Consider the following 25436-nt stretch of genomic DNA (forward strand, 5'->3'; position numbering starts at 1 on the left):
AATGATATTTGAAAATATTTACGTCACAATCTCATTCATTTTCGTCTGTATTTTCTTAGTGAACTATTTCATCAATGTTGTTGAATCTCCAACGCTTCGGTTCATTGATACGGAATTTTCATCGAAACTTATTTCTGAAACCCCCAAGTTATTAAAACGGTACTTTCCAACGATTTGGTGTTATAATCCCCATTTTATGTTGTTTCTTCTAATGTTTCGCGAATCAAAATCAAAAGATTTTGTTTATGACAAAATTGAACATTTACAAATGGAAGATGGTGGCACAACCGGACTTGCTTGGTCAGGAATCCAATTTGTCAATCATAAAGACAAAACACCTATTGTTGTTGTTTTTCATACAATTAGCGGAGATGAACAAGACATTAAATCAACGGTTTCTCATATCAGAAAGACATTGAATTGGATTGTGGTAGTTTGTGTCCGAAGAGGACACGGTAACCTTCCACTTACAAAACCAATCATCAATACAATGGGATCAACTTCCGATTTAAAAGAACAATTATATCACATTCGAAAACAATTCCCAAGTAAACCTTTGTTTGGTGTTGGAATTTCAGCTGGCTCAGGACTTTTAGCACGTTATCTTGGGGAAGCTGGACAAAAAAGTTTATTCCAAGCAGCGGTTGCAGTATCTCCTGCGTATGACATTGAAAAAGCATTCCACCGTGTCCACCCTGTGTATAGCAAGATCATGGGCCAAAGAATGATTAACTACTTTCTGAAACGCCATTACAACATTTTTGCAAATAATCCTGGGACTGACGATTTATTGAATGTTAAAACACTTGGAGAATTTCAGGATAAACTCCATTCCATTTCTGGTTTTAAAGATAAAGACTCCTATTATCAAAATTCAAATCCTATACTTGTTGCAGATCAAATCAAAACTCCCCTCTTAGTTTTAAATGCTGCAGATGACCCTATATGCGTAAATTTGAATGTTTTAGAAAACTTACATTGGCTCGAAAACCTCAATAATACGATACATGTGCACACTAAAAGAGGTAGCCATATAGCATTTTATGAAGGGTTATCTGCCAAATCATGGTCGAATCAGTTGATTGGTGAATATTTTTTGTCAGTATTTAATTGGATCTCTACAAAAAAATCTGATTAATAAAAACCGATTTTATACTGACTTCTTATCAATCACGTTCTAATACAAAAAAGAAAGGTTGTTTCATTCCTTTATAATCCATACATCCAAACAAAGTCTTTTCATTTACCTTTCGAAAAACGTCATGGATCGGAAGATTATCGTAGATCATTGCAGATGAAACTTTTCCTCTAAATTCAATTTCTCTTACACGAGCTTTGGAATGTTTCGTTTGGAACAAAAATCGAACTAATAGAAAAAGGTAACGTAATGGCCATAGTTTTGTAGATGGAATGAGTGTCGCTAACCTGACAGGCATTAATGAAGGATTTACTTTAAACAATGTTTTTCCAAAAGATTTAAAAACCAAAGGATGAACATTTTCAGAATCAACAAATTCCTTTCCATACCAATTAAATGTCTCTAAGGCTCCATCCATAGTATGCCCTGTATGAAATCCTGATCCATGCCAACGCCCCATCATTTCTTTCAGTGGAACTACATCCAATGCATCATAGAGTGCAAATGAATCTTCAACAGAGTTGTTCTTTTTAGCACGCATCTCGTGAAATCTTGTTTCAAGCTTTTTGTCTTTCATATATAAATAACTTATACCTGTTTTTGCAATCCTCCATTTTTAGGAAATATATATCCAAAGAAGATCCGATTTTTTAGAATCTTAAAGAAGAACAGATTGTATTTGTTTTCTTTGTTTCTGAATGTTTTTTTGACCTTGTTTCCTTTTCTTGAAACAGAATTGGATTGGAGAAAGTCAAAGGACTTCCTTTAATTTATGATAATAACCATAAGGAAAAATTCATTGTGGCAATAGCAATGCGAAATAATGTTCTAGTCTTTTCATTCGAAAAACCATATAGAAGCAGTCTTTGATGAGTTTGCAAAATCGTATTAAAAAAAGAGGAAACTCAAGAAACCGAGCAATGGAAGTTATACAATCAATTTATCAAAATACCCATCCGATTCGAAAAATCGTTTGGAACGAAAGTTTGTTTTTCCGATGACATGACTTGTCATTTTTCCATAACAGGGTATAATCATCTTATGAATGTTGCAGATTCTGAAATTAAATCCTTACTCCAATCTTATCCAACAATCACAGTGTATGGTTTAAGCCAGGATCCTTTAAAACCTAGTCATTATGTCCCTGTTTTCATTCGTGAAAAAGGTTGGAATGTCATTGGAACCTATCCCAAAGAACATACAATTGGAGGATTTCAAATCTACAAAAGTTTAAAAGACATCCCAAAAGAAAATCGGACGTTCATCGATGTATTTAGAAGTTCTGAAAACATTCCTGAGGTAGTTGATGAAATTCTAACATTAGGTGGAACGGAAGTCTTATGGTTACAATTGGGAATATCTCATCCAGAAGCTGAAAAACGAGCCGAAAACGCAGGGATCAAAGTTGTTTCCAACCGTTGCCTCATCATAGAATACAAAAAATATTTTTAAATCCCTCCTCTGTCCCTCAAATCCACGAAAAACGAATGTTATCACGTCCTAAACGATTCACACTCCCGGATATCTCTTCGCATATATGTTTGAAATTTCTTCTCACTCTCATTCAAGTTTGGCAAAATAGAACCTTCATAAACAATACCGGTAAATTCTTTTTATTTGTGATTTATTCTCATTTTGAATCCAACTGAAAAGTCGACCAAAATCGATCGATCTACATTGAAAAATCGACAACGTTTCTCAAAAATAAACTTTCTCCTGATTAGAATCATCTTCGATGTGATACCAAATTTGATCGGCTTGGTGATTTGAGTCTGATTTTAACCAGCCCGCAATACTACCATTTGGTAATTCTCCACCAAATTGCTGATACAGTCAATCTGATGAGAACTATTCTCATTTACAGCTGAAAAATGAAAGGGAATCCGAACGATGCAAAATCACTATCCATAGATCGAAAGATTTGCTTGGCTAAAAAAATTTGTAACCGAATCAATTTGTGAAAACTTCTGAACGTTAAAAAGTTGGTATTTCGAAGGAATTCTTAGATCTAAGAAGAGCTGAATTGTTATGAAACTTCACCAAAAAAAACAGTTTTGGATTTTTGATATGGATGGCACGTTAACCACTGCCCAACATGATTTTTTAGCAATCAAACAAGAACTTGGTATCCCAACAGATGTTGACATATTGACATCCCTCTCTATGCTTCCACCTAACATAAAAAAGCAAAAACAGATAGAATTAGATAAAATTGAATATAAAATTGCAAAATTGGCAAAAGCATCACATGGTTGTTTTGAATTTTTACAAACAGTTCACTCACAAACAAAAACATTAGGCATATTAACGCGTAATAGTTTTGTAAATTCTTTAGAAACATTAAATGCAGCAGGGATTTCAAATTTTTTCAGTGAACAGAATATAATTTGCAGAGACCGTGCACTTCCAAAACCAAATCCTGACGGAATTTTGTATCTGTTGCAACAATGGAATGCAAAACCAGAAGAAACGATTATGATCGGTGATTATGTATTTGATTTAGAAGCTGGCAAAAGAGCAAATGTTGAAACTATCTACATTGATCCAACGGGATTGTTCCCTTTCCAAAAGGAAGCAAATTACAAAGTGACGAAATTAGAAGAAATCTTGTATCTATAAGCAAAATTAGATTTTTAATGGGTTCATATTTTTGATTGGAAATCTAATTTCGAAAGTTAAACCTTTAAGAGTTCCAATCAAAATAGTTCCTTGTAATTGTTTTACTAAATTCCTGACTAACATCAAACCTATCCCTTTTTCCTCCGATTCAACATTCATTCCTATCCCATTATCTCGAATGACCAAAACAAATTCCTCTTCTAATTTTCCTAAACTCACCTCTATAATTCCTTTATTTTCTATCGTAAAAGCATGACGAAAACAATTGGAAACCAATTCATTTAAGATCAATCCAATCGGTATTGCACGGTCTAGATCCATTTCTAATCCTTCTTCCACTAGCTCTCGCAATTCTATATCTACATTTTCTTTCAAATAAGTAATTTTTAAGTTACTTAGGATTAGAGAAAATATTTGATTCAAATTCACATAAAGTAAATTTGGTGAACCATAAATAATCTTATGAACTGATGCAATAGCTTGAATTCGGTTTTGTATCAAGTTGAGTGATGATGTCAATTTTTCATCTTTTTCAGATTCAATTTGTAAGGCCATAAGCCCAGATATGATTTGTAAGTTATTATTCACTCTATGGTGTATTTCTGTTAGTAGTTTTGACTTTAATTCTAGGTCTGATTTAATTTGGTGTTCATGAGCCACTCTCGTTTTTTGTTCTTTTTTGATGGAACTGATATACAGAAAAATCAAAAGAATCATTGCATACAAATCTTTAAAAAAACCTTCATACTCATCAAAATAATCAATCAACAAACCATGTTCAAAAATATTGGAAATGTTTACATAACAAGGAATCAAAGCAAGTAATATCAAAAACGACCCTTCCCCTCGGAAGGAAGGTCTTTTGATGAAATGTCTTAGAGTTAATACAAATGCCGCCAAACAAAAGAATAGCGATAAAACATTTAACAAAACGATTAGATTCATATCAATGTCGCTTAACCAATATTTCTCGTTTTAAGCTTACGAAAAAACAAACGGATGATAAAAAATAAAATGAATGCTCTAAAATATTAAAAAAATCGTGAAAATAATATCCTTCGAGAACTGTAAAAACATTACTGAACCATATCAAAAGAAATGCTGTGATTAAAAAATTATATTTTGGAATCAGTTGAAGGAACAATAGTCTTGAAATAATTAAGATACCAATGCTATCGAAAATCAGATTTAGAACTTCACTTAGTTGATACATTGGATTTACCCTAAGAAATTAATTTCCTTAGATGGGTAAATTTACCAGAAAATCAAAAAAAGGTAAAGTGAATAATTACAAAAATCGGAACATAATTTTATCTAGTATATGTCCGAAGGATTCATTTTTGCAAGCCGTATAACATCGGATAAAAATTTTCGATGGCTGACGATTGATTTCTGTTTCAATTCGCGTGAAGGATTAAAGATTCCTCTTTTGCGAAAAATTTTCAATGGATCTAAATTGATATCTGACCAGGTACCAATTTCTAATGTTAGGGGGAGAAAATGCCTAGAGACAGGAGATTGTGTCTCTTTTATATTTGCTTGGAATTTATCATACAATCGATCCCATAGATCACCATGGGTTGTATACGTTTCACTTTGTGGCCCAAATCGATATAGGAAATGATTTAAATGATTTGTAAAATTTGAACCAATTTTCTGAAATAAATCTTCATCAGCACATGGCTCATGTGTGCTCGCGTATGGCCACCAAACATGATCCACAGTTCCAAAGCCAGAATGAATATCAACAACAGGGATTAATTGATTTTCTGCTTTAAGGAAATATTCCTTAAAGTATCGATCTAAAACCCTTGACTCAGTCTGTAACACCTTACCACGATAATACGGAAATAAATTTGAATATTTATGCCCTCCAAAAAAAAATGGAGCTTTTACCGCTTCTACCCCCGAGTTTCGCATCAAATCTACACCCTTTGGGTTCGAACGTCTTTTTAAAGCAACTCCACCTGGATTTAGTACTGGAATGCAGACGATTCCAACTTCACCATTTTTGATTTCATGATACAAAACAGAATTTTTACGGGCAAAAAGATCATCCAAAAAATCTAACAACACACGGATGCCAATGGTTTCTAAACCATGAACACCTGCAATCAGACCTGAAACATTACTTTTAATGGCTTTCGGTTTTCCTATTTCTAATACATAAATGGGAAACCTAAATCCATCTTCCGTTTTAGAAGAAAAGCCATATTGTTTTAATCTAACAAGCTTACCACCTAACTTTACAATTTTTAGGATTCTGTTTTCATAACGATTTAATCGTTTTATGCCACGTAACATTAATTTTTTGCCTCGAATCAAATCAAATGAATTGGAAATCCAAATCTATTTTGTTTCTTTGACTCAACTTTTTACTAGGTCTCCATTTCTAAAATTCGAATATTACGACTACTGTTACAATTTGATGACAAATTTTCTTTTCTATCGTTGTGGAACCAAAAATAAAGGGAATTAAAACATTGAAATGAAATTTGCCTCACCAAATCCTAATTTACGGCAACAGGTTTCACCCAAATCGAATATGACAAAAAAAAATACAAAACAAAAAGTAAGTCCTAAAAAACAAAAGAGATTTCGGGAAGAAAATATCTTTGTGAATCATTCTTCCATTCATGTGGGAGTTTGGCCAGGAAGAAAAAAAACTATCATATGTTTACATGGATTATCAGGAAATCTTCATTCTATGGAGTCCTTCGCAAACTTATTATCAAAAGCAGGGCATAAGGTAATCTCCTATGATTTAAAAGGTAGAGGTCATTCAGGTAAGCCAAATACAGGGTATGGTTTTATGAATCATATTGAAGACTTACATCAATTGGTACAACATTACAAGTTAAAGGATTTTATTTTTTTAGGACATTCTTTTGGATGTATGATCGCACTTCGTTATGCACTCCTATTCCCTGAAAAAATCAGTGGAATGATACTAATGGATGGAGGTGGTCTTCTAACAGTTAAAAAAAGAATCCAAATCTTAAAGGTACTGAAACAATCATTTGATCGATTAGATGTTGTTTATAGAAGTCAAAATGAATACTTTCAATTGGTTAAAAATTCTCCCTTAGTTCCGAATTGGACTCAAAAAATCGAAGATTACTTTGGGAAAGAATTACACCCAATTCAAAATGGTTATGTTTGTCATATGCCAAAATATGTCATGGTAGAAGAATTAAAAGAGATGGGGGGTGCCATTGATCTAAAGAATGTAATGTTACAATTTTTATCACATCCAATTGAAATGGGCAAAAGAATGATACGCAATAAAAGATTGGATTTCGAAAGTATTCTTACGCCTACTCTCATTTTGAGAGCTACAAAAATGAATTTATTTCCTAATGATGATTTATTACCCAAAGATTCATTTGATGAAATGATCCGTAGGATCCCCAATGCAAAAGGAATTGAAATTGAATCCAATCATTATGGCATTCTATTCGATGAGATTAAAGAAAGAGATAAAACAATTCTAAATTTCATTAATCAATTAAATTAACGAACCAAACCTAAAATTCATAATGATTTAAAGTTTGATTCGTAAATTTCGATTTCCAACACTAAAGGAAAAACAAAGTCTTATATTTTTTCAGCCGATACTAGAGCATGTATGACTTTCCAATCCCCTTGGTTCCACAAAAAAGAATATTGGGTGTGGAAGTTCATTACCTTACTTTGTAAGTTTGCTTTCACTACACCAAAATTATCTACAAGGTCAATCGAATTGATTTGAACCTTCCTCTCTACACCACCCAACTTCCCATCTTTTAGAGATTGAAGGTATTTTTCCTTGTTAGATACTAAAAGCTCCTCCATCCCACTAATACTCACATGATCAGTAAATTGGTCGTGAAATGTTCTTTCTAAGGAAGAAACATCCCTTGCATCAATATTACTGATGAAAGTTTTAAACACCTTCTCCAGACTTTCTTTTGTATTCTCATTTTGATTTGTACTCATATATCCCCCTGAAATAAAAATCCGCATTTTTCAAATCTCATTTATGTTGCTATAGCAACAATATATGCAAAAAAAATTTCAATTCACCGACTGATCGTATATTTCATCAATGATCCGTTTGAAGTTATAAAAGTCTTGTTTTGTTAATTTTTTGAACATTCGACTTCTCTCCTTTTCAATTTCTGGAACCAAACGGGTATATAGTTCGATCCCTTTTTTGGTTGGAAACACTTTATGTTTCCTTCTATCGTCAGGATCTGGAATGATTTTGATCCAAGTTTTTTTTTCCATATTTCGAAGTGCCCTTGCCATAGAAGGCCGATCATCAAAATCCCTTCCCAAATCAGATTGGCTACATCCTGGTTGTTTGATGATTTTGACTAACACAAACCACTGTTCAGGGAATAATTCAAGCCCCTGCTCCATCGCAAGCCTCATAAACTGCTTTCTCAAAGCGCGGACAGTGCGATAGATTAAGTAAGCATATGAGTTTTCTAATTCAAAATCATTTTCCATTTGTTGCTATAGCAACATTAGAAATTACCAAAAACATGTCTAGCAAATTTTTCAGACTGAATGCTGTCATTAGACGGTTTTTTCACAAAGATATCAATTAAACTCACGAATGACAAATTATTCTGATTCGATTTGATTCGAGATTTGTTTGATTGAATTCAACTGAACTCTTGGAACCTGTTGACAGAAAGGAATCATTATTTAAACTGAAAGTTTTTTTGCACAAAACGAGGAGAATGGTTATGAAAACCCAAAAGAAACTTTCGATCACAAATTTTGATTATATTCGATTAAAGAATATGATTTCCGAATATTCAAAACGTAACAAAACAAATGTGAATTTAGAAGATTTATTAGGAGAAATTGAAAGAGCTCAAAAAGTCGATTCAACAAAAATTCCAGCGAATGTTGTTACGATGAATTCAATTATCGAAATTAGAAACTTAAATGAATTAGATTTTGATGAATTCCAATTGGTTTTTCCTGAAGAATCTAATTCTTCCGAAAGGAAAATTTCAATTTTAGCACCAATTGCGACTGCTTGTTTAGGATATAAAGTCGGAGATATCATCCAATGGAATGTTCCTCACGGTGTTCAACAATTCCAGATTACCGATGTGAAATACCAACCAGAAGCAAATGGTCACTTTCATCTATAATGAAAGTATAAAAATTGGTCTAAAATAAAAATTGCGACTACTTCTGGTATATGGCAAACAATAAGGAAGAAGGTAGTCGTAATTTATAACCAATTTTCAAAAGAAAATTCATCACCATCTGACTGACAATTCCATGTTTTAAAAATCGGTGGGAAGAAGTTAAACTAACATACGGAAGTAAGATTGGTTTTCGGATTTTTTTAAATTTTTTACTTAATTCTGTATCCTCGAATAAATATTGGATGGTAAGATCAGAAGTCCACATTTCACGAGAGAAAAAAATACAATGGTCCAAATATACAATCCCTTTCCATCGAATGCGTATGACATTGGAATACCATGAAATCCACTGTAACAGAATATGCTTTCGATCAAATTTGTGTGTGAAACCACCCCAAAAAAAGGAATTCTCTTTTTTTTCACTTTCATGAATCAAAAATTCAATGGCATCATTGGTTAGCAAACTTCTTGGATGATGGAATAATATCATTCCACCATTTGAACGATGAAAACCAATGTTTAGTCTGTCTGCCCGAGTAAATGCCTCTTCTTGGTGAACGAGGATGATTTCGACATCACTTCGGTTCTGAAAATTTGCCAATGATTCTTTGTAATATGTATTCAAATTCACATCAACAGGCACAATGATACTTAACATTTAAAATTTCTTCTGCCAAAATTAGAAACAATGGATTCTACAATCAATTTTTTACCAAATAAATTGAGATGGTAGACTGAACTTCTTCCATGTTGTCGGATTTTGTATTTTTAAATTCACGTTCAGCCATTAAAGTTTGTATGCTTTTTTCTTCGATTGATTCTTGGATCAAAACTTGACGAATTTCATCAAATCTGCGTTTTAGAAGTCGTGTCTGATATGATACATCTCCGGTTGTATGTTGCCTTCCGACTAAAATGATTTTATATTTTGTTTCCATTTTTTGCATGTCTTTCGCAAAAATTACCAATTTCTCTTTTGAGTCTTCCATCATCTTATAATCATCAGGTGAAAACTGTATCGATACTACTGGGGATGAATTTCCATACACTTGCCAATAGGAAAATTTAGGACTTGATTGTGAATTTTGTTTTTGCAGTGAGTCAATGACCAATTGTTTTGGGCAAATTACTTGGAGTTCTGTTGAAGAATTAATCGTTAACAAAAATCCTAAACTAGTAATCATCATATCCCAAGGTTTTGCATAATGATCAGATTGGGAAACAATTGTATCTGCGAGATTTGAATTCTGTTGTTCCGTTAGTTGGTGTTGGTAAAAAGGTAAAAGGACTAATACCCGATATGTTCTAATTTCTGAATTTTTGGAACAACCGCTCTGTGGAGTGATGGGGATATTTTTTTTTTGATTCAGCAAAACACCTTTCCCAGAACATGAGAAGAAAAATGCCGAAAGAAAAATGGAGATAAAAATAAGTTTAAAATTCAGTTTGCAAATCTGTATCATCATGGGTAAAATTTGAATTCCTAAGCCCAGGGAAAACAATTTCGAGAGGAAATCAATTGGATTTTCTGATTCTAGGATATTTAGAAAAATCCCTCATGTAGTATCCTCACAGATTTTCAAAAAATGAATTTAATGTGGAAATAAATTGACTAATACGAAAAAATTGTCTCATGCGTATTCAAATATTCCTTCTGTTTTTGCCTATATTCTTCTTTTGTAAACCTGCTGAACTTTCGAATGGATGTGACCCCAAATCAAAATCCTATTTGTTGGGAAGCATCATTCGATTCGCTACTTCTGATATTTCTCCTTCTTGTTTGCCCGCATTTTCGCCATTAGATGTTGATTATTGGGGTGTTTTTGGTGGGAGTGCCACTGTCAATTCAATGGAAATTTACGGCAATGAACTTATTCTTGGTGGTTCGTTCACCTCTCTAGGACCTAATGTTGGTTCCACATATTATTTAGATACATATACGGGAAAAATCATATCAAATTTTGAATGCCCTTTTTTAAAACTAAACGATATAGCTAAGGCTGTCGTTTCTGACGGAAGTGGAGGCTATTATATTGCTGGTAATTTCACATATGCCAGAGGTATCCAATTTCAAAATATCGTACATATGTTACCAAATTGCAAATTGGATTTAAATTTTCGTCCAAATCCAGTTACACCACCTAATATTTATTCGATGGCGATATTTGGAGACAAAATTTATATCGGTGGTGTCATTTCATCATGGGACGGAAATACAAGAAACAATTTTGTCGTGCTCAACCGCTTTACTGGTGCTTTAGATTCAATGGTGATGGATGTTAACTCAGCTGTAGAAAAACTTTTAGTTTACAATCAAAAATTATACATTGCTGGCCAATTTGCAACGGTAAATGGTTTTGGACGTGATCGAATTGCAAGAATTGATTTACTCACTTCTTCTCTAGATTCTTGGGTATCATCTAGTACTCAAAACAGTACAATACGAGCATTAGCAATTGGTACAATTTCTGGTTCCCCTGCTCTTATCGTCGGCGGTGCGTTTACTTCTCCAAGAAACTATGCATTTGCATTAGATTTAAATGGAACGCTGTTAGCATGGAATCCAAACTTTAATGGGATTGTTGATGCCATTGCCACTTCTGGCTCTAAAATTTATGTTGGAGGATCTTTTACAACAGTGAATGGAGGAACCGCAAGGACTAACTTTGCTGTTGTTGATTCGAATACTGGAACGGAACTGGGACTCAATTATGGAGTGAATGGAAATGTCCACCAAGTGATCGAAAATAATGGTCAAATCTATTTGTTTGGCTCCTTTACTTCTGTTTTAGGAGATACTAGAAATTATGGCGCGAGTATTGATGCGAATACAAATACCATGAGAGAATGGAATCCAAATTTTTTAAATCAATTCCCTTATCCGTCTGCGGCTGCTGCTTTTTCGTTAGATGGCAGTAGGATTATGATACCAGGAAGTATTGGAACTGTGAATTATGTAAACCGATCCAATATCGCTTCTGTTTATTTAGATACTGGCTTACCTTCTAATTGGGCACCTTCCATTGACAACGAAGTAAGTGTTCTCCATATTAAACGGAATTTTCTCTTTTTAGGTGGATCATTTACATCTATCAGCGGACAAAGTAGGCCTCGATTAGCTGCGTTTAGACTACCTACCTATGAGTTATCATCCTTCAATCCGAATGTAAACTCAGGAAGTGTCACAAACTTAATTTCTGATGAAACCAATTTTTATTTTGGTGGTACTTTCACAAATGTAAATGGATCAACGAGAAATAATGTTGCCTCTTTTTCAATCGATACTTTTACACTTACCAGTTGGAATCCTAATGCAAATAACCAAGTAAGTGCTTTGTTTGATTTAAATGACTCTATTTTGTTAGGTGGTCTTTTTACCAATGCTGGTGGTTCAATCTCTACTTATATCCGAGCCGTAAACAAAACTGACGGTACGGCAATCAATATTCCAACATCGTTTCCAAATGCCGATGTCTCTGGATTTGCTTCTTATAATGGTAAAATTTATGTTGGTGGTACTTTTACCACCGTTGGCGGATCATCCAATCAAAATTTAGCAAGTTTCCAGAAAGACACTGGAGTATTTGAAACAAACCGTTTCCAATTGAATGGTGGTGCATTTTATAATATGCATGTAACAAATGATGGATTGATGGTTTTACATGGTGCTTTTTCATCTATCAATACAACGGCAGCACAAGGAACAGCATTTATCAATTTGAATACGAACCAAGTGACTCCATGGAACGTAGCACAAACAGGTGTTACATTCCATCAAAAACAATACGGGAAATATTTATTCATTGGCGGGAATATTACAGAACGAGGTTACGAGCCCTTTAGTGGATACCATCGCATTGAACTACCAAAATTATAATGAGTCTAATTATTATATAAATATCTAAAAATTGAATTAAAAATAAAACCGAAACGCATAATTCTCTCGAATTTTAAGTCATATAGAATACCCTGTATTGTATATGACTAGTGGAGAGTATATGAAACGAATCGTAGTTTTAGGTAGTAATTTTGCAGGTGTTACTGCAGCAATCTCAACAAAAAGAAAACTTGGCAATTCGGTCGAAGTGATTGTCATTTCACCTGCACTCAATTTTTTATATGTTCCTTCTCTCATTTGGGTTCCCTTCGGAATCCGAAAAGTAAAAGACATTACATTTCCCGTTGAACCGATGTTAGTAAAGAAAGGTGTGCGATTTATTCATGATCGAGGAACAAAAGTGATTCCAGATCGAAATGTTGTTCTCACTGAAAAACACGGTGAAATCACATATGACTATTTAGTCGTAGCAACCGGTGCTTCTCTTAACTTCGAAATTCTACCAAATCTAAACCCAAAAGAAAATATGATACAATGTATTGTCACTCCTGAACTTGCAGAAAAATCAGCGCTAGCTTTCGAAGAAATAGTAAAAAATCCAGGTCCAGTAGTAGTTGCTGCTACTCAAGGAGCAAGTTGTATGGGAGCAGCATATGAATATTTGTTCAATTTAGATAAGTATCTTAGGAAAAGAGGAGTTCGCAAACAAGTTGAAATCACCTGGGTAACACCTGAACCATTTTTAGGTCATTTTGGAATTGGTGGTATTGTAGGTGGTCAAAAAATGTTAGAAATATTTATGAAATTATATGGGATTAAATGGGTTACCAATGCTACGATTCAAAAAATTGAAAAGGAGAAAATTACATTAGGTGATTCAACGGAGATACCTTATAAGATGTCTATGATGATACCTCCTTTTTTAGGAGCAGATGTCATGAAAAATTCTACTGAACTTGTAGATGAAAAAGGATTCGTAGTTACAAATGAAGGATACCAACACATCAAATATAAAAATGTTTATGCAGCAGGACTTGCTGTTGAAGTAATTGCACCATTTAAAAAATGTGCTGCACCATTCGGAGTTCCCAAAACAGGTTTCCCATCGGACGTTATGGGGAAAATTGTCGCAGAAAATATAAAGAATGATATCCTCGGAAATGGAAAATTCAAAACCATGCCTTTCGGTAAAATCCCAGGGATATGTATCATGGATGCTGGAAAAAAAGAAGTTTGGATTCTCACCAATCACCTATTTAAACCCAGACAATTTGAATTGATGATACCCAATATGTTTTACAATTTCGGGAAAATTATGTTAGAAAAATATATGTTATGGAAAAACAAAAAAGGATTTGTGCAACTTCCATAAGTTTGAACATAAATATTCCTTTGAAAGGAAAGAACAAAAGCAAAAGTGGTCTTGAGAAATCGTTTCTAGACCAAAATGCATTTGAAATTTGGAATTATACTTTTATGTTTTTCTTTTTTGATTTCTTGTCACGATAATGAAAGACTAAAAGATATTCCACATGTTCAAAAAGGTATTATTGATCTAACTAATGTTAAATTCAATGATCACACAATCCTACCGTTATCTGGGGAATGGGATTTTTTTTGGCAAAAATTTAACTCACCAACTAGATCCACTAACCAAGTATCTTCTTCTCTACCCATCCAAAACAACAATTTCGAAAGTAAACCTGTATTTTTGAAAGTAGGGAAACGGTGGAAAGAAATCCATTCGGGAACAGGCTTTGCCACCTACCAAGTCAAAATATTTTTCCCAGAGACTTCACCTGCAGAACCGTTTGCGATTCGTTTTTTGCAAACAGGTGGAGCTGCGATGGAAGTTTTCCTTGATGGAAATCCATCTCTTTCCTTGGGAAAAGTGGGAAAAACGAAAGAGGCGATGATACCGACTAGAAGTTCAGGTATCGTGGTTCTTCCTCATGGAATAAAAAATATCAATTTAACTGTCCATATTTCTAATTATTACCATGACGATGGATCGTTTTGGTATCCTCCAAAATTAGGAAAATATCGCGACATTCAAAATGAATTCATCCAAGAAATCACATTCGATTCCCTATTAACAGGTGCCTTGTTTTTTATGGCATTTTATCATTTCCTATTATTCTTTTTCAGAAGGAATCGGTCATTGATTTTGTTTTTTGGATTATTCAGCTTCACCACTGCCCTTCATTCCATTTCATTAAATGGAGACATCTTATACCATTTGATTCCCAATGTTCCTTATCGAATCGCATTTTCTTTATCACTTATCTTTTATTTGGCGATGCCATTTTATCTTTCGTTTTTAGAACAATTATACCCAAAAGAATTTTCCAAGAAGTTCATTCGGGCATTTTCTTTTATTTGTTTTATATTGTATTTGGCTGTGGTATTGTTACCAACGGAACTCGGCTCCCAAACCACACTTTTTGGAATTTTTTTTACAATCTCAGGATTACTTTACTCCATACTTTGTTTAACAAAATCTGCTTTCGATAAACAAGAATTAGCACTTAGTTTATTACTCATACAGGTTTTCTTATTATTTAGTGCGATTAACGATACTTTAATTTTATATGGTTTTTTCCAACATTCACTCATTTTGAAATATTCTTATTTATCTACAGTATTATTCCAATCACTCATCCTTGCTTCTTTTTTCACAAAAACATTCATCAAAAATGAGACTTTAAAAAACGAACTTACAAAATTAAATGAATCTCTCGAACAAGCAGTTGTGGCTCGTACAGAAGAATATCGAGAAGCAAAACAAATTGCAGAAGAAGCAAACCAATGGAAAGATAAATTTATTTCACTAGTGGCACATGACTTACGATCACCATTGAGTACAGTTTACTCTGCACTTACATTAACTTACGACGAAGATACACCAAAAGAAGAAAAGGATCATATTTCAAAACAAATATTTGTCATATTGGAAAATGCGATGTCTACCGTTGAACATTTATTAAATTTGAATAGGTTTCAATTGGATAAAGGACAAATCCATTTGGATTTAACTGAAAACAATGTAATCGAATCAGTAAACCAAGTCATCGAAACATTTGCATTGGAACTTAAGAAAAAATCCATTCAAGTTGAAATTACTGTTTCCGATTCGGCAAAAGTATACGCGGACAAATCGATTCTAAATGAAATCATTAGGAATCTGATTGCAAACGCGATCAAATTCAGTCATCCAAATGGGAAAATCGAAGTTAGTTTTGCCGAAACTGTAGAAGTATCTATCATTTCCATTCGAGATTATGGAACAGGAATTTCTGCTGAACAAAAATCAAGAATATTCACCGATCCAATCTCCTCTCCAGGTACTTTAGGAGAAAAGGGATTTGGCATTGGTTTAAAACTTTGTTACGAATTAATGAGACTGCAGAATGGAAATATACGAGTAGAATCGGAGTTAACACAAGGGAGCCTCTTTTTACTCGAGTTTCCAAAAAGAAATCAAACCTGATAATTTCTTGATTATTTCTCGAGGCATCGGATACTTTTGTAGAACAGGAGAAATCAAATGAGACGTATTATTTTATTACCGTTTCTTTTTTCTCTTGTTACCTGTTCGTTTCCACATTTGTCAAGAAGTCCCTTAGACTATTTGGCTTTCCTTCGTGTTTTCACTGGCTTAGGTCAAAGTTTAGGGGGAGTTGTTTCGGGACTAAGGTCAGGAACATCGGTAACACTCACCAATGGCAACGATTCAATCACCATTTCAGCTGATGGAAATTTTACATTCCCCACACGATTAACAACAGGCCAAAGTTATGATGTTGGTTTAACGACTAACGGAGTTGGAATCACTTGTTCCATAACCAATGCGAAGGGAGTTGCCCAAAACTCACCAATAACAAACGTTAGTGTTACCTGCGGGATTGGTGTCGGTTTTTATGAAGTTGGAGTCAATATTTCGGGGATCAGTGGATCAATTTCTGTACAAAACAATGCAGCGGAAACTCTCACGATATCTTCAAATGGACTCACCAAATTTTCTGCTTTGCATCCAACTGGATCCAATTATGCAGTCACAATTACCTCACAACCTGCAGGAACGGTTTGTACTTTTGATAACCCATTGTTAGCTTCTGGTACGATTGCAGCTACGAACGTAACAATTTTTATCACTTGTGTCAATGGTTACATTGTTGGTGGAAATTTGTTTTCTTCTACTAGCAGTGATTTAGGAACAAATTTAATCAATCGAAAGACATATATCAGGACATTTGTCGGTTCATTCCCCACTAACAATGGTGGTACGGGTCCTGCTTCTGGTGTAGCGGTAGCTACCGCCTTACCAACTGTTGCTAGGTTCACGAATCCGAGCATGTTAACAAGTGATGCAAGTTTCCTTTATGTTGCTGATACTGGCAATGGGGTGATTCGTAAAATTGATAAATCTTCAGGTGTTACTACCATTCTTGCAGGAGGAAACACAGGCGGAGGAATCACTTGTCCGGGGACTGTCACTACGAATTGTTTGGATGGAGTCGGAACTGCTGCCCAATTTAATGGAATTGTTGGGATCACTACAAATGGGAATAATTTATTCGTATTAGAATTGAATGGAAATCGGATTCGAATTGTAAACTTGGCAACATCCGTTGTTTCTACGTTTGCTGGATCTGGATCATCCGGCGCAGCAGATAATGCATCTGGAATTTTAGCTTCTTTTTCCAATCCGACTTGGCTCACCTTACATAATGGAATTTTTTATATCGTTGACCGAGGAAACTGTACAATTCGTACGGTAGACCCACTCACTTCTGCTGTAGGAACAATTGCTGGAGGAGCTGGTTCTTGTAATTTTGCAAACAATCCAGTTGGTACAAGCGCAAGGTTTGTATCTCCAATCGCTATTGTAGGATTAGGTAGTTACCTCTACGTAACTGATGTTGGAGTGGGTGGAGGTTATAAAATTAGAAGGATTGCACTCACGGGTACAAATGCAGTTGATACCTTGGCAGGTGATGGAGTACAAGCATCAACCGATGGTTTTGGGACCTCCGCTCAATTTAATGACCCACATGGAATCACAACCGACGGGACAAATTTGTTTTTATCAGAATGGCTCGGACATAGAATTCGCCATATAAACTTAAGTAATAATAAAGTCACAACACTGGTAGGAAGTACTTCAGGGTATTCTGATAATGCGACTGGGAATGGCTTACTCAATTTCCCTGGTTACATCACGACGGATGGACAAAAAGTATACATCGCTGACCAAGGGAACCACTCCATTCGTTTTTTAGAACCTGCCGAATTAATCCACTATTCATTCGATGGAAACGCTAACGATTCAATCGGAACCAATCACGGTTCACTGATTGGTTCTCCTACTTTCACTTCAGACGAAAATGGACTTTCCAATGGTGCTTATGAATTGAATGGAACATCGGATTACATTGTATCATCAGGACCATTAACTCAAAACACAGATAATATCACTTTCTCCGCTTGGGTACACGCTTCTGCAAATGATGTCACCCAATTCATTCTTTACAATGGTCTTGGTCTCAGCGATGGATACGGGCTAATGTTGGATAATTCGGGAAGTTTGAGAATCGACTTAACAGGAACGCAGAGTCCACCTACTGCAATGAAATTACCTCTCAATCGATGGGCACATGTCGCTGTTCGCCGGTTATCGAACAATTGGCAAATTTTTATCAATGGAAGATCGACAGGAATTGTTTTTTCAACAAGCCCTATCCAACCAAATGCAACAACCACATTTAAAATTGGAGATGCTGGAACTGGTAATTTCTTTAGAGGAAAAATTTCTAATGTCCATTTTTTCAATGGTGCGTTAGATGATGATTCCATTCAAAAGTTAGCCGTACAGGTTCCATCAGGTTTGATTTCCTATTATCCGTTGAATGGAAATGGAAAAGATTACGGCAACTTCATGAATGACCTGACTAATTATGGAGCCTTCAGTACAACAGATCGTTTTGGTATACCCAATTCAGCGTATTACTTTAATGGAGCCTCCTACTTCCAAAAACCAAATCCAAATGGATTACCAACAGGTAGTGCAAGTCGTACCATCTGTGCTTGGTTTAATACCTCTTCTGGCATTGGACAATATATCATCAGTTATGGAACACCTGTTCCAAATACAGGAAATGGTCTTGTCATTGATCCTCCTGAAGTGGGAATGTTTGGATGGTCTGCGGATGCAAAAATATTACACGAAGATTTTGTCAATCAATGGATACATCTTTGTGGTGTCTTTGATGGTGGAACGCAAATCGTTACTCTATATGAAAACGGTACATTAAGACATTCTGAAACACAAAGTGGTTGGTCTACTGGCACGAGCGCAAATTTAGAAATAGGAAAATTAATCACTACAACTGGGTATTTTTCAGGGGATCTTGATGACATTCGAATTTATGATCGGACCTTATCTGTTGCGGAAATCCGAGCAATCTCAGGACCTTATCCAACACAAGTTAGTTCCTGGAACCAAACGGTTGCTAGTAGTAGTCTAAAATTTTTCTTATTACCAGAAAGTGCAAACATTGGTCCAGGTGGTTGCCTTGGCAGTGTCAATTGTGTCTCTGCATGGAATGATCGCAGTGGGAACAATTTCCATGTCTACCAAGGCTCAGCCCCTGCACAGCCAGTGTACAATGCGACAGGAATTAATGGAGTACCTGCCATTCGTTTTAATGATGCTTCTGCCAATTATTTGTCAACTTCCTGTTCTACAGAACTCTTATCTACTTCCAATACGATCTTTGCGATGTACAACGACATTGGAATGACTGGCAGTGATGGAATTTTCCACAATGGTGAAAAACTAATCTATTTACCGGACATTACAACTAACAATCTCTTAAGTTTTTTTGATCTCCAACTCAATAATCCAAAATTAATTTCAACGGGTCCTTTTAATACACCGTCAGAAAATATCCTTATGTCCTTAGATTTTAATGGAACAACGGGCAATATTTTTAAATTTGGGACCCCAGTTGCTTCCTCATCCATACCGAGTGCGGGATTTATTTGTGGAGTTTATGACTTAAGTATCGGAAGGTACTTATGGAATTCTGGAACTTATCCATTCAATGGGGATTATCATAATGGTCATATAGGAGATATTATCTATTTCAATCAGGTTCTTTCCACAAGTGACAGAGAACTAGTTGAGTGTTATTTATCAGGGAAATACAGAATGAAAGTTGGACATCGATGTCCTTGATGCACCAAATAGCTTGATTTCCATTTGGTGCAATGAAAGAGTATGTGTTGTTAAGTTACAACGTTTGTTTTCTGTTTCAACATTTGTATTCCTAGTGCCATCATCCAAACCAACCAACACAAACTTCCGACTAACCCTGCGAAGGGTATTTCCTTCACTTCTGGGATGACAAGCGAAAATAATTCAAATTGAGCAAGTAAATATAAAAAGGCAGATACCAATCCAAAATGGGAGATCCACTTGGGAAATATTTGGTTTTTACGAAAAACAATTGATACAAGAAACATCCATAAAATTGTAAAGAGTTGGCCTAAATGCTCTCCAATTAAAACTCCAAATAGATGGTGAATTGTTTGGAAATTGATGAGAACTGCTTGTTTCATAATTTCCGAAGAGTGTGAGTCAAAATATAAATTTGATAGTATTGGTACAACAAATACCCAACGTAAGAGACCAATCAATTGGAAAAACAAGGAAGCTACACCAAAAATAACTGCCGTTATAGATAACAATGGGCTAATTGTTTTTGTACAATGATACAAATGTAAATATGCAAAAAAAAGTGGGAGCCCTGAAATTCCAAAAAACCACCATGTCCATACCAAGGACGAACCACCTTTATGGAATTCCGTTAAAATCAATTCTGTTGGTTGTCTCAATATATCAGGATATTGAAAATTCATAATTAAAAGTGTATAAGGAATTTGTATAAGAATGGGTATCATGATTAATACCAGTCCAATATACGGATTCCATTTCATTGTTTCATTTTTCATTTTTTACCTCTAAAAAAATTCTGAATAACTAATGCTTGGCGTTGGATTGAGTTCTGTTGGAGAACCTTCTGCAGCAAGTACGATCAGACCAAATCGAAAACTAAATCCTCTCCCTATCATAAATCGATATCCAAGTTCCACCATCACCGTATATTTCTTTTGGTATTCCAAATTCACACCTTTCCCATAGGATAAATATGTGTAAAAAGAGGAAGGTTGATTTGAATCCGATCCAAGATCCATTGGTAAAAACCAGTAGCCAATGCCTAATTTATAAAACTCAGTTGTAATTCCTGGATCAAAATTGGTTACATAATAACCACCATGAACAGAATATTGGCCTTTTCTATATTCTCCACCAATGGAAGGAGCGCGAAAAAAATTAATAGAAAATTCTTCATTGGAGAACCTTGTATTTCCTAAGATAATATCAGTGAAAAGAAAAAATAAACATAGGCAGATCAAAATTTTTATTTTGATGATTCGAAACATTTCGCTCTTATTGTAAGCGAACGTGGTGACTTTGTCGTCTCACCCCATTGGGTGGGACTCCTCTTTTTAAAAAAATCTGTCTATCCAAATGCAACGTATTATGATAGAATCAACCAAACAATGATCGGATCGATTTTATTAAGTGCAGGGTTCATCCAGTCATTGTTTTTGGGATTGTATTTTTTTATCCAAGGGAATCATAAAAGACAATACAGTTTGTATTTATCTTTTTTCTTTTTTTTTCTTTCTCTCACCATGGCCTGCAATCTAATTTATTTTACAGGAAATCTAAATAAATTCCCTCATTTGATCAAATTGGGATATTTTTTCGGATTTTGTATTTCTCCACTTTTTTCAATTATCATAACTCGGTATTTTGTGATTCCTAAGGAAAGTGTTTACTGGGAAGGATTCACGTTAGTCGTTCCTTTACTATTTTTGTTATATGAAACTCCTTTTTTCTTATTAAGCGGAGACGACAAAATTTTATCTCTTACCAAGATTCAAACGAATGAAATATTCAGTGAGACCAATTTGTTTCAGATATTCATATTATTTTTTTCATTCATCGTTTTCTTAAGAACATACATTCGGTTTAGACTGGAAATGGGTCAATTTTCAAAAGATCTATATTGGGAAGGTAAAATATTTGGAAATTATCTTTTACTATTACTCATATGGATTTGTTTCTGTATTTTGTTTTGCATTATTTTACCAGGCAAAACCTCTGAATCGATTTCAAATCTAGGGTTTTCCATTTGGATACTTGGGTTTGCTTGGCATAGGGTTTATTTAGATAAAAAAGAATCGTATGATCTTCCAAATCACCAATTTGAATCAGTAAAATACCAAAAGTCTTATCTACCGGAAATTCAAATGATTGAACTGGGGAAACAATTAGAAAGCATACTTGAAGACAAAGAGTTTTTGTTCGATGGTGATTTAAATCTTTCCTTTATTGCCAATAAAATTGGAATCTCTTCTCATTCTACATCTCAAGTATGCAACAGATATTTTGGTAAAAGTTTGATCGAAATCATCCAAGAAAAAAGAATTGAACATGCAAAATATGCTTTAAAACATTCCGATGAAACGATTTTAAGAATTGGATTTGAAGTCGGTTTTAATTCTAAAAATTCATTTATACGAGTGTTTAAAGAACTAACTCAACTAACTCCTTCGGAGTATCGAAAAAAATACAAACCTTAGCCGAAACAATTTTGAAATTCAGACTAACATTTCGGCTAAGAAATACTATTGCGAATGACTAATTCTTTGTTTCCTTCAAACTCAAGGCAATGGAAAAAGAAAAAATACAAGCAATCATACCAAATGCAAACACTGCCGTATAACCAAAATGATCGGCAACAAATCCGGCAAGTGGCCCAGTCACTCCTAAGGCAAGATCGAAGAATGCAACATAAGCACCTAATGCGACTCCCCTAAATTGTGGTTCCATATTTTTAACTGCTTCCACTCCGAATGCAGGGAAAACTAGTGAGTAACCAAAACCTGTCAAGGCAGCACCTATAAACGCTATGTAAGAGTGATTCGCCTGCCATAATAATATTTGTCCTATAATGGCGACAAATGAAAAGATGAGGGCGATTTTTCTCCCACCATATAAATCCACCGTTCCAGCAAAAAAAATACGAGATAAAACATAGGCAGATCCAAATATCGCCATCACCCATTGTGCGTTTTCCCATCCCCTTTCTTTGAAAAGTAAGGTACTAAATCCAGCAATCCCCGCAAAAGATACGGCGGCAAAAAGTAATCCAAAACCATGTTTCCATATTTTAGGTATTACTTGGTAAAATGGAATTCGAACCTTACTTGCAGGAGGGATGGCAGGAACAAAAATGGAAATGATTCCAGCAATAACAGGAAAAAGAACCGCTAACAAAACTCCACCTTGGAAACCAAAATGTTGTACCATAAGATATCCCAAAGGAGCAGAGATTGCAATTGCACCATACATTGCCATACCACTCCAAGCCATCACACGACCTGCGTTAGCTGGTCCGACCAAGCCTACTCCCCATGAAAGAGCTCCAGTGATTAATAAACTTTCTGAGTAACCTAAGATGATTCTACCAATAAAAAGTGTTATAAGTCCCATATCACCAGGTATCAAAAGAGGACCTAAACTTACAATACCTGAGATTACTGCAAAGAACAATCCCCTTGTGACTGCGACTTTTGGCCCTCTTAAATCCGAGATGGAACCTGAATGGTGACGAAACAGTAATGTCACTAAAGATTGAGTTCCAAGCATAATTCCAAGCCAAACATCACTATACCCTAAAGCATTTCTGATAAAACCTGGAAGTGTTGCAATTGGAATTCCCACAGAGAAAAAACCTAAGAGCACAATGGACGCGATGATAATTATATATTTCATATACATTCCTTAAATTTTATTAACGCAAATAAACATGTGTTAGAAGTGCTGTTCCGTATAAACCAAGTCCATAAACAGTATGGATCGCCATATTTCGAATTCTAACTTGAAACGGTTTTGGAGTTTTTGAAGCTGCTATGCCAATACCCATAGCAGGTTGCATTAAAAACCATGGTGCAAGAATGGTCAAAAGACCCAAAAGAACTGGTTCTTTGATGGAAGGATTTTCTAACCAATTCACTCCCCAAATGATGGGCAACAAACTAGCAAAAAAAATTCCAATCGCATAATGTGAGACCCAACCAATGATTATCTCTCCCGGAATCACTGCAGAATGCACAATTGGTGAATGAAAGAATTTGCCTTTTACACAATGCCCTACCCATCTACCCAAAAGTCCAAGATCCAATGAGTTTACATTAAATGTCTTTTGTAAAAAAAACCTCCATAGATCCATCGCCATCGTAGCACCAACCCCAATCAAAATTGTATGAATTGTTATTCCTATCAGGTGATCCATGACAACCTCCTATCAATAAATCATTCTATTATTTTATTGAATGTTAAAATGTCCATAGTTTTTTAAGAAATTCTAAAAACTCTTGCCAGAATGGGAATGATTGATTTTTTAAGATTGGTATGAGAAGTTTGAAAACCATTCCCCGTATGAGCGAAATCGCGAGTATGCTCGGGAATGAATCACGATTAATTTTGCTTCAGCTTCTAGCAGATGGGGAAAAATCTGTAGAAATTCTTTCCGAAGAATCAGGTATCCCGGTTGCGAACACGTCCCAACACCTACAAGCGCTAAAAAAAGCAAATCTAGTCATCACAAGACGGGATGGAAAAAGGATACTGTATCGTTGGGAATCCGGTCCGATGAAGGAACTTTTTTTAGCATTGGAAAAATTTGCAATCTACAGCACTGCCCAAGATGATCATTCAAATCTAAAATTAAAAGGCAGAAACACTGAAATATCAACCTCTGAATTGCAAAAAAAAATGAAAAGAGGAGGAATCCTCCTTATTGATGTCCGCTCGAAAGAAGAATATAAAAAAGGACATATACCAGAAGCCGTAAACATTCCTTACAATGAATTAGAAACATATAAATTTCCTAAAAACAAGGAGCTGATTGTTTACTGCCGAGGACCTTTGTGTTTATTGTCTGTGAATGCGTTGAATTTTTTGAAAGCTCGTGAACTGAGCGTTACTCGATATGGAGGAGGTTTTAGAAACTGGGAATCAAGAGAAATCTAAAAGGAACAAATCTATAAACAATTTTCTAATTAATAGAATTTCAATTATAAACTTGTTCCCTTCCGTTAAACTAGAATTAGTTCCAGTTGTTAGTTTTTGGTTTTGCAATATTCACTTTCATTTCACGATTGAGAATATTTTTTCCGTTTAAATCGCTGATAGCTTTGTCAGCTTCATTACGATCTTTCATTTCGATAAAACCAAAACCTTTTGATCCTCCAGTGTACTGGTCAGTAATGATTTTAGCTGAAGAAACAGAACCATGAACTGAAAAAAGTTCGTTAAGTTTTGATTCCGTCATTTCGTAAGAGAGGTTACCTACATAGATATTTGTTGACATGTGATGTCCTTTTTAAGTTTTATTTGACTCTGAAATTTTAATGGATTAGAAACAACTTTCCTGAAAGGAAATTAGGTAAAAACACAACGAAAATGCAGGGGAAAACTAATAAAAGAGATCAGAATGCAAAAAAGTGAGGACTACTTAGTGGTTAAAAAAACGATAATATTTTGAAT

23 protein-coding genes are annotated in these 25436 nt (G+C 34.9%); 11 read left to right on the top strand and 12 right to left on the bottom strand.

Features of this window, described 5'->3' with window-relative positions:
- Position 1 precedes the first annotated feature (1 nt).
- A complete protein-coding gene (locus tag DI076_RS08330) occupies positions 2-1138 on the top strand; it encodes a YheT family hydrolase (RefSeq protein ID WP_108959463.1) in 1137 nt (378 codons plus the stop codon).
- A 28-nt stretch (positions 1139-1166) separates the two neighbouring features.
- Here DI076_RS08330 and DI076_RS08335 read toward each other — a convergent pair whose 3' ends face one another.
- Positions 1167-1715 carry a DUF4334 domain-containing protein gene (locus tag DI076_RS08335; protein WP_108959464.1) on the bottom strand — a complete coding sequence of 183 codons (549 nt, stop codon included), beginning with the start codon at positions 1713-1715 and terminating at the stop codon, positions 1167-1169.
- Positions 1716-2179: 464 nt separating this feature from the next.
- Here DI076_RS08335 and DI076_RS08340 point away from each other — a divergent pair, with 464 nt between their 5' ends.
- Entirely contained in the window at positions 2180-2590 is a 411-nt protein-coding gene (locus DI076_RS08340) for a CoA-binding protein (RefSeq protein WP_108959522.1), read from the top strand.
- Positions 2591-3166: 576 nt separating this feature from the next.
- A complete protein-coding gene (locus DI076_RS08345) occupies positions 3167-3757 on the top strand; it encodes an HAD family hydrolase (protein ID WP_108959465.1) in 591 nt (196 codons plus the stop codon).
- 6 nt (positions 3758-3763) lie between these two features.
- Here the strand turns inward: DI076_RS08345 and DI076_RS08350 are convergent, their stop codons facing one another.
- Together DI076_RS08350 and DI076_RS08360 are read right to left on the bottom strand one after the other, a co-directional pair.
- Positions 3764-4702, bottom strand: a complete 939-nt coding sequence (locus tag DI076_RS08350) for a sensor histidine kinase (protein ID WP_108959466.1) — start codon at positions 4700-4702, stop codon at positions 3764-3766.
- A gap of 369 nt (positions 4703-5071) precedes the next feature.
- Positions 5072-6061, bottom strand: coding sequence for a M14 family zinc carboxypeptidase (locus DI076_RS08360; protein ID WP_108959468.1), 990 nt, complete (start codon positions 6059-6061; stop codon positions 5072-5074).
- A 184-nt stretch (positions 6062-6245) separates the two neighbouring features.
- Here DI076_RS08360 and DI076_RS08370 point away from each other — a divergent pair, with 184 nt between their 5' ends.
- Positions 6246-7274, top strand: a complete 1029-nt coding sequence (locus DI076_RS08370) for an alpha/beta hydrolase (RefSeq protein ID WP_369689764.1) — start codon at positions 6246-6248, stop codon at positions 7272-7274.
- A gap of 80 nt (positions 7275-7354) precedes the next feature.
- Here the strand turns inward: DI076_RS08370 and DI076_RS08375 are convergent, their stop codons facing one another.
- The gene (locus DI076_RS08375; RefSeq protein ID WP_108959470.1) at positions 7355-7735 is read right to left on the bottom strand and encodes a nuclear transport factor 2 family protein; all 381 of its coding nucleotides are present in this window, start codon (positions 7733-7735) and stop codon (positions 7355-7357) included.
- Between the two features lie 78 nt (positions 7736-7813).
- The gene (locus DI076_RS08380) at positions 7814-8251 is read right to left on the bottom strand and encodes a MarR family winged helix-turn-helix transcriptional regulator (protein ID WP_108959471.1); all 438 of its coding nucleotides are present in this window, start codon (positions 8249-8251) and stop codon (positions 7814-7816) included.
- 242 nt (positions 8252-8493) lie between these two features.
- On the opposite strand from DI076_RS08380, the gene rnk reads away from it, so the two are divergent.
- On the top strand, positions 8494-8910 hold the full coding sequence (rnk, locus tag DI076_RS08385; protein WP_108959524.1) for a nucleoside diphosphate kinase regulator: 417 nt from the start codon (positions 8494-8496) through the stop codon (positions 8908-8910).
- A 37-nt stretch (positions 8911-8947) separates the two neighbouring features.
- On the opposite strand, the gene DI076_RS08390 is transcribed toward rnk, so the two are convergent.
- Entirely contained in the window at positions 8948-9568 is a 621-nt protein-coding gene (locus DI076_RS08390; RefSeq protein ID WP_108959472.1) for a glycosyltransferase family protein, read from the bottom strand.
- Positions 9569-9611: 43 nt separating this feature from the next.
- Positions 9612-10283 carry a cell envelope biogenesis protein OmpA gene (locus DI076_RS08395; RefSeq protein ID WP_245918342.1) on the bottom strand — a complete coding sequence of 224 codons (672 nt, stop codon included), beginning with the start codon at positions 10281-10283 and terminating at the stop codon, positions 9612-9614.
- Positions 10284-10543: 260 nt separating this feature from the next.
- Between DI076_RS08395 and DI076_RS08400 the strand changes: the two genes are divergently transcribed.
- The 4 genes from DI076_RS08400 to DI076_RS08415 all read left to right on the top strand — a co-directional run bounded on the left by DI076_RS08400 (position 10544) and on the right by DI076_RS08415 (position 19988).
- Entirely contained in the window at positions 10544-12787 is a 2244-nt protein-coding gene (locus DI076_RS08400) for an autotransporter outer membrane beta-barrel domain-containing protein (protein ID WP_108959474.1), read from the top strand.
- Between the two features lie 121 nt (positions 12788-12908).
- Entirely contained in the window at positions 12909-14120 is a 1212-nt protein-coding gene (locus DI076_RS08405) for an NAD(P)/FAD-dependent oxidoreductase (protein ID WP_108959475.1), read from the top strand.
- Between the two features lie 75 nt (positions 14121-14195).
- Complete coding sequence (locus DI076_RS08410; RefSeq protein WP_108959476.1) at positions 14196-16238, top strand: sensor histidine kinase; 2043 nt, start codon at positions 14196-14198, stop codon at positions 16236-16238.
- Positions 16239-16295: 57 nt separating this feature from the next.
- Positions 16296-19988, top strand: coding sequence for a LamG-like jellyroll fold domain-containing protein (locus DI076_RS08415; RefSeq protein ID WP_108959477.1), 3693 nt, complete (start codon positions 16296-16298; stop codon positions 19986-19988).
- Positions 19989-20038: 50 nt separating this feature from the next.
- Here the strand turns inward: DI076_RS08415 and DI076_RS08420 are convergent, their stop codons facing one another.
- Positions 20039-20764: a DUF4386 domain-containing protein gene (locus DI076_RS08420; RefSeq protein ID WP_108959478.1), complete on the bottom strand. Its 726-nt coding sequence runs from the start codon at positions 20762-20764 to the stop codon at positions 20039-20041.
- Positions 20765-20773: 9 nt separating this feature from the next.
- Entirely contained in the window at positions 20774-21256 is a 483-nt protein-coding gene (locus DI076_RS08425; RefSeq protein WP_108959479.1) for a hypothetical protein, read from the bottom strand.
- Between the two features lie 120 nt (positions 21257-21376).
- Between DI076_RS08425 and DI076_RS08430 the strand changes: the two genes are divergently transcribed.
- Positions 21377-22465 (top strand): helix-turn-helix domain-containing protein, encoded by a 1089-nt coding sequence (locus DI076_RS08430; protein ID WP_108959525.1) that lies wholly within the window; start codon positions 21377-21379, stop codon positions 22463-22465.
- A 58-nt stretch (positions 22466-22523) separates the two neighbouring features.
- Here the strand turns inward: DI076_RS08430 and DI076_RS08435 are convergent, their stop codons facing one another.
- Together DI076_RS08435 and DI076_RS08440 are read right to left on the bottom strand one after the other, a co-directional pair.
- Complete coding sequence (locus DI076_RS08435; RefSeq protein ID WP_108959480.1) at positions 22524-23660, bottom strand: MFS transporter; 1137 nt, start codon at positions 23658-23660, stop codon at positions 22524-22526.
- A gap of 19 nt (positions 23661-23679) precedes the next feature.
- A complete protein-coding gene (locus DI076_RS08440; RefSeq protein WP_108959481.1) occupies positions 23680-24180 on the bottom strand; it encodes a DUF2938 domain-containing protein in 501 nt (166 codons plus the stop codon).
- Positions 24181-24326: 146 nt separating this feature from the next.
- Between DI076_RS08440 and DI076_RS08445 the strand changes: the two genes are divergently transcribed.
- Complete coding sequence (locus DI076_RS08445) at positions 24327-24920, top strand: ArsR/SmtB family transcription factor (protein ID WP_108959526.1); 594 nt, start codon at positions 24327-24329, stop codon at positions 24918-24920.
- 76 nt (positions 24921-24996) lie between these two features.
- Here the strand turns inward: DI076_RS08445 and rbp are convergent, their stop codons facing one another.
- Entirely contained in the window at positions 24997-25260 is a 264-nt protein-coding gene (gene rbp, locus DI076_RS08450; RefSeq protein WP_100716636.1) for an RNA-binding regulator, read from the bottom strand.
- Positions 25261-25436: the final 176 nt, after the last annotated feature.

This window comes from Leptospira ellinghausenii (assembly GCF_003114815.1).
Lineage (GTDB): Bacteria > Spirochaetota > Leptospiria > Leptospirales > Leptospiraceae > Leptospira_A > Leptospira_A ellinghausenii.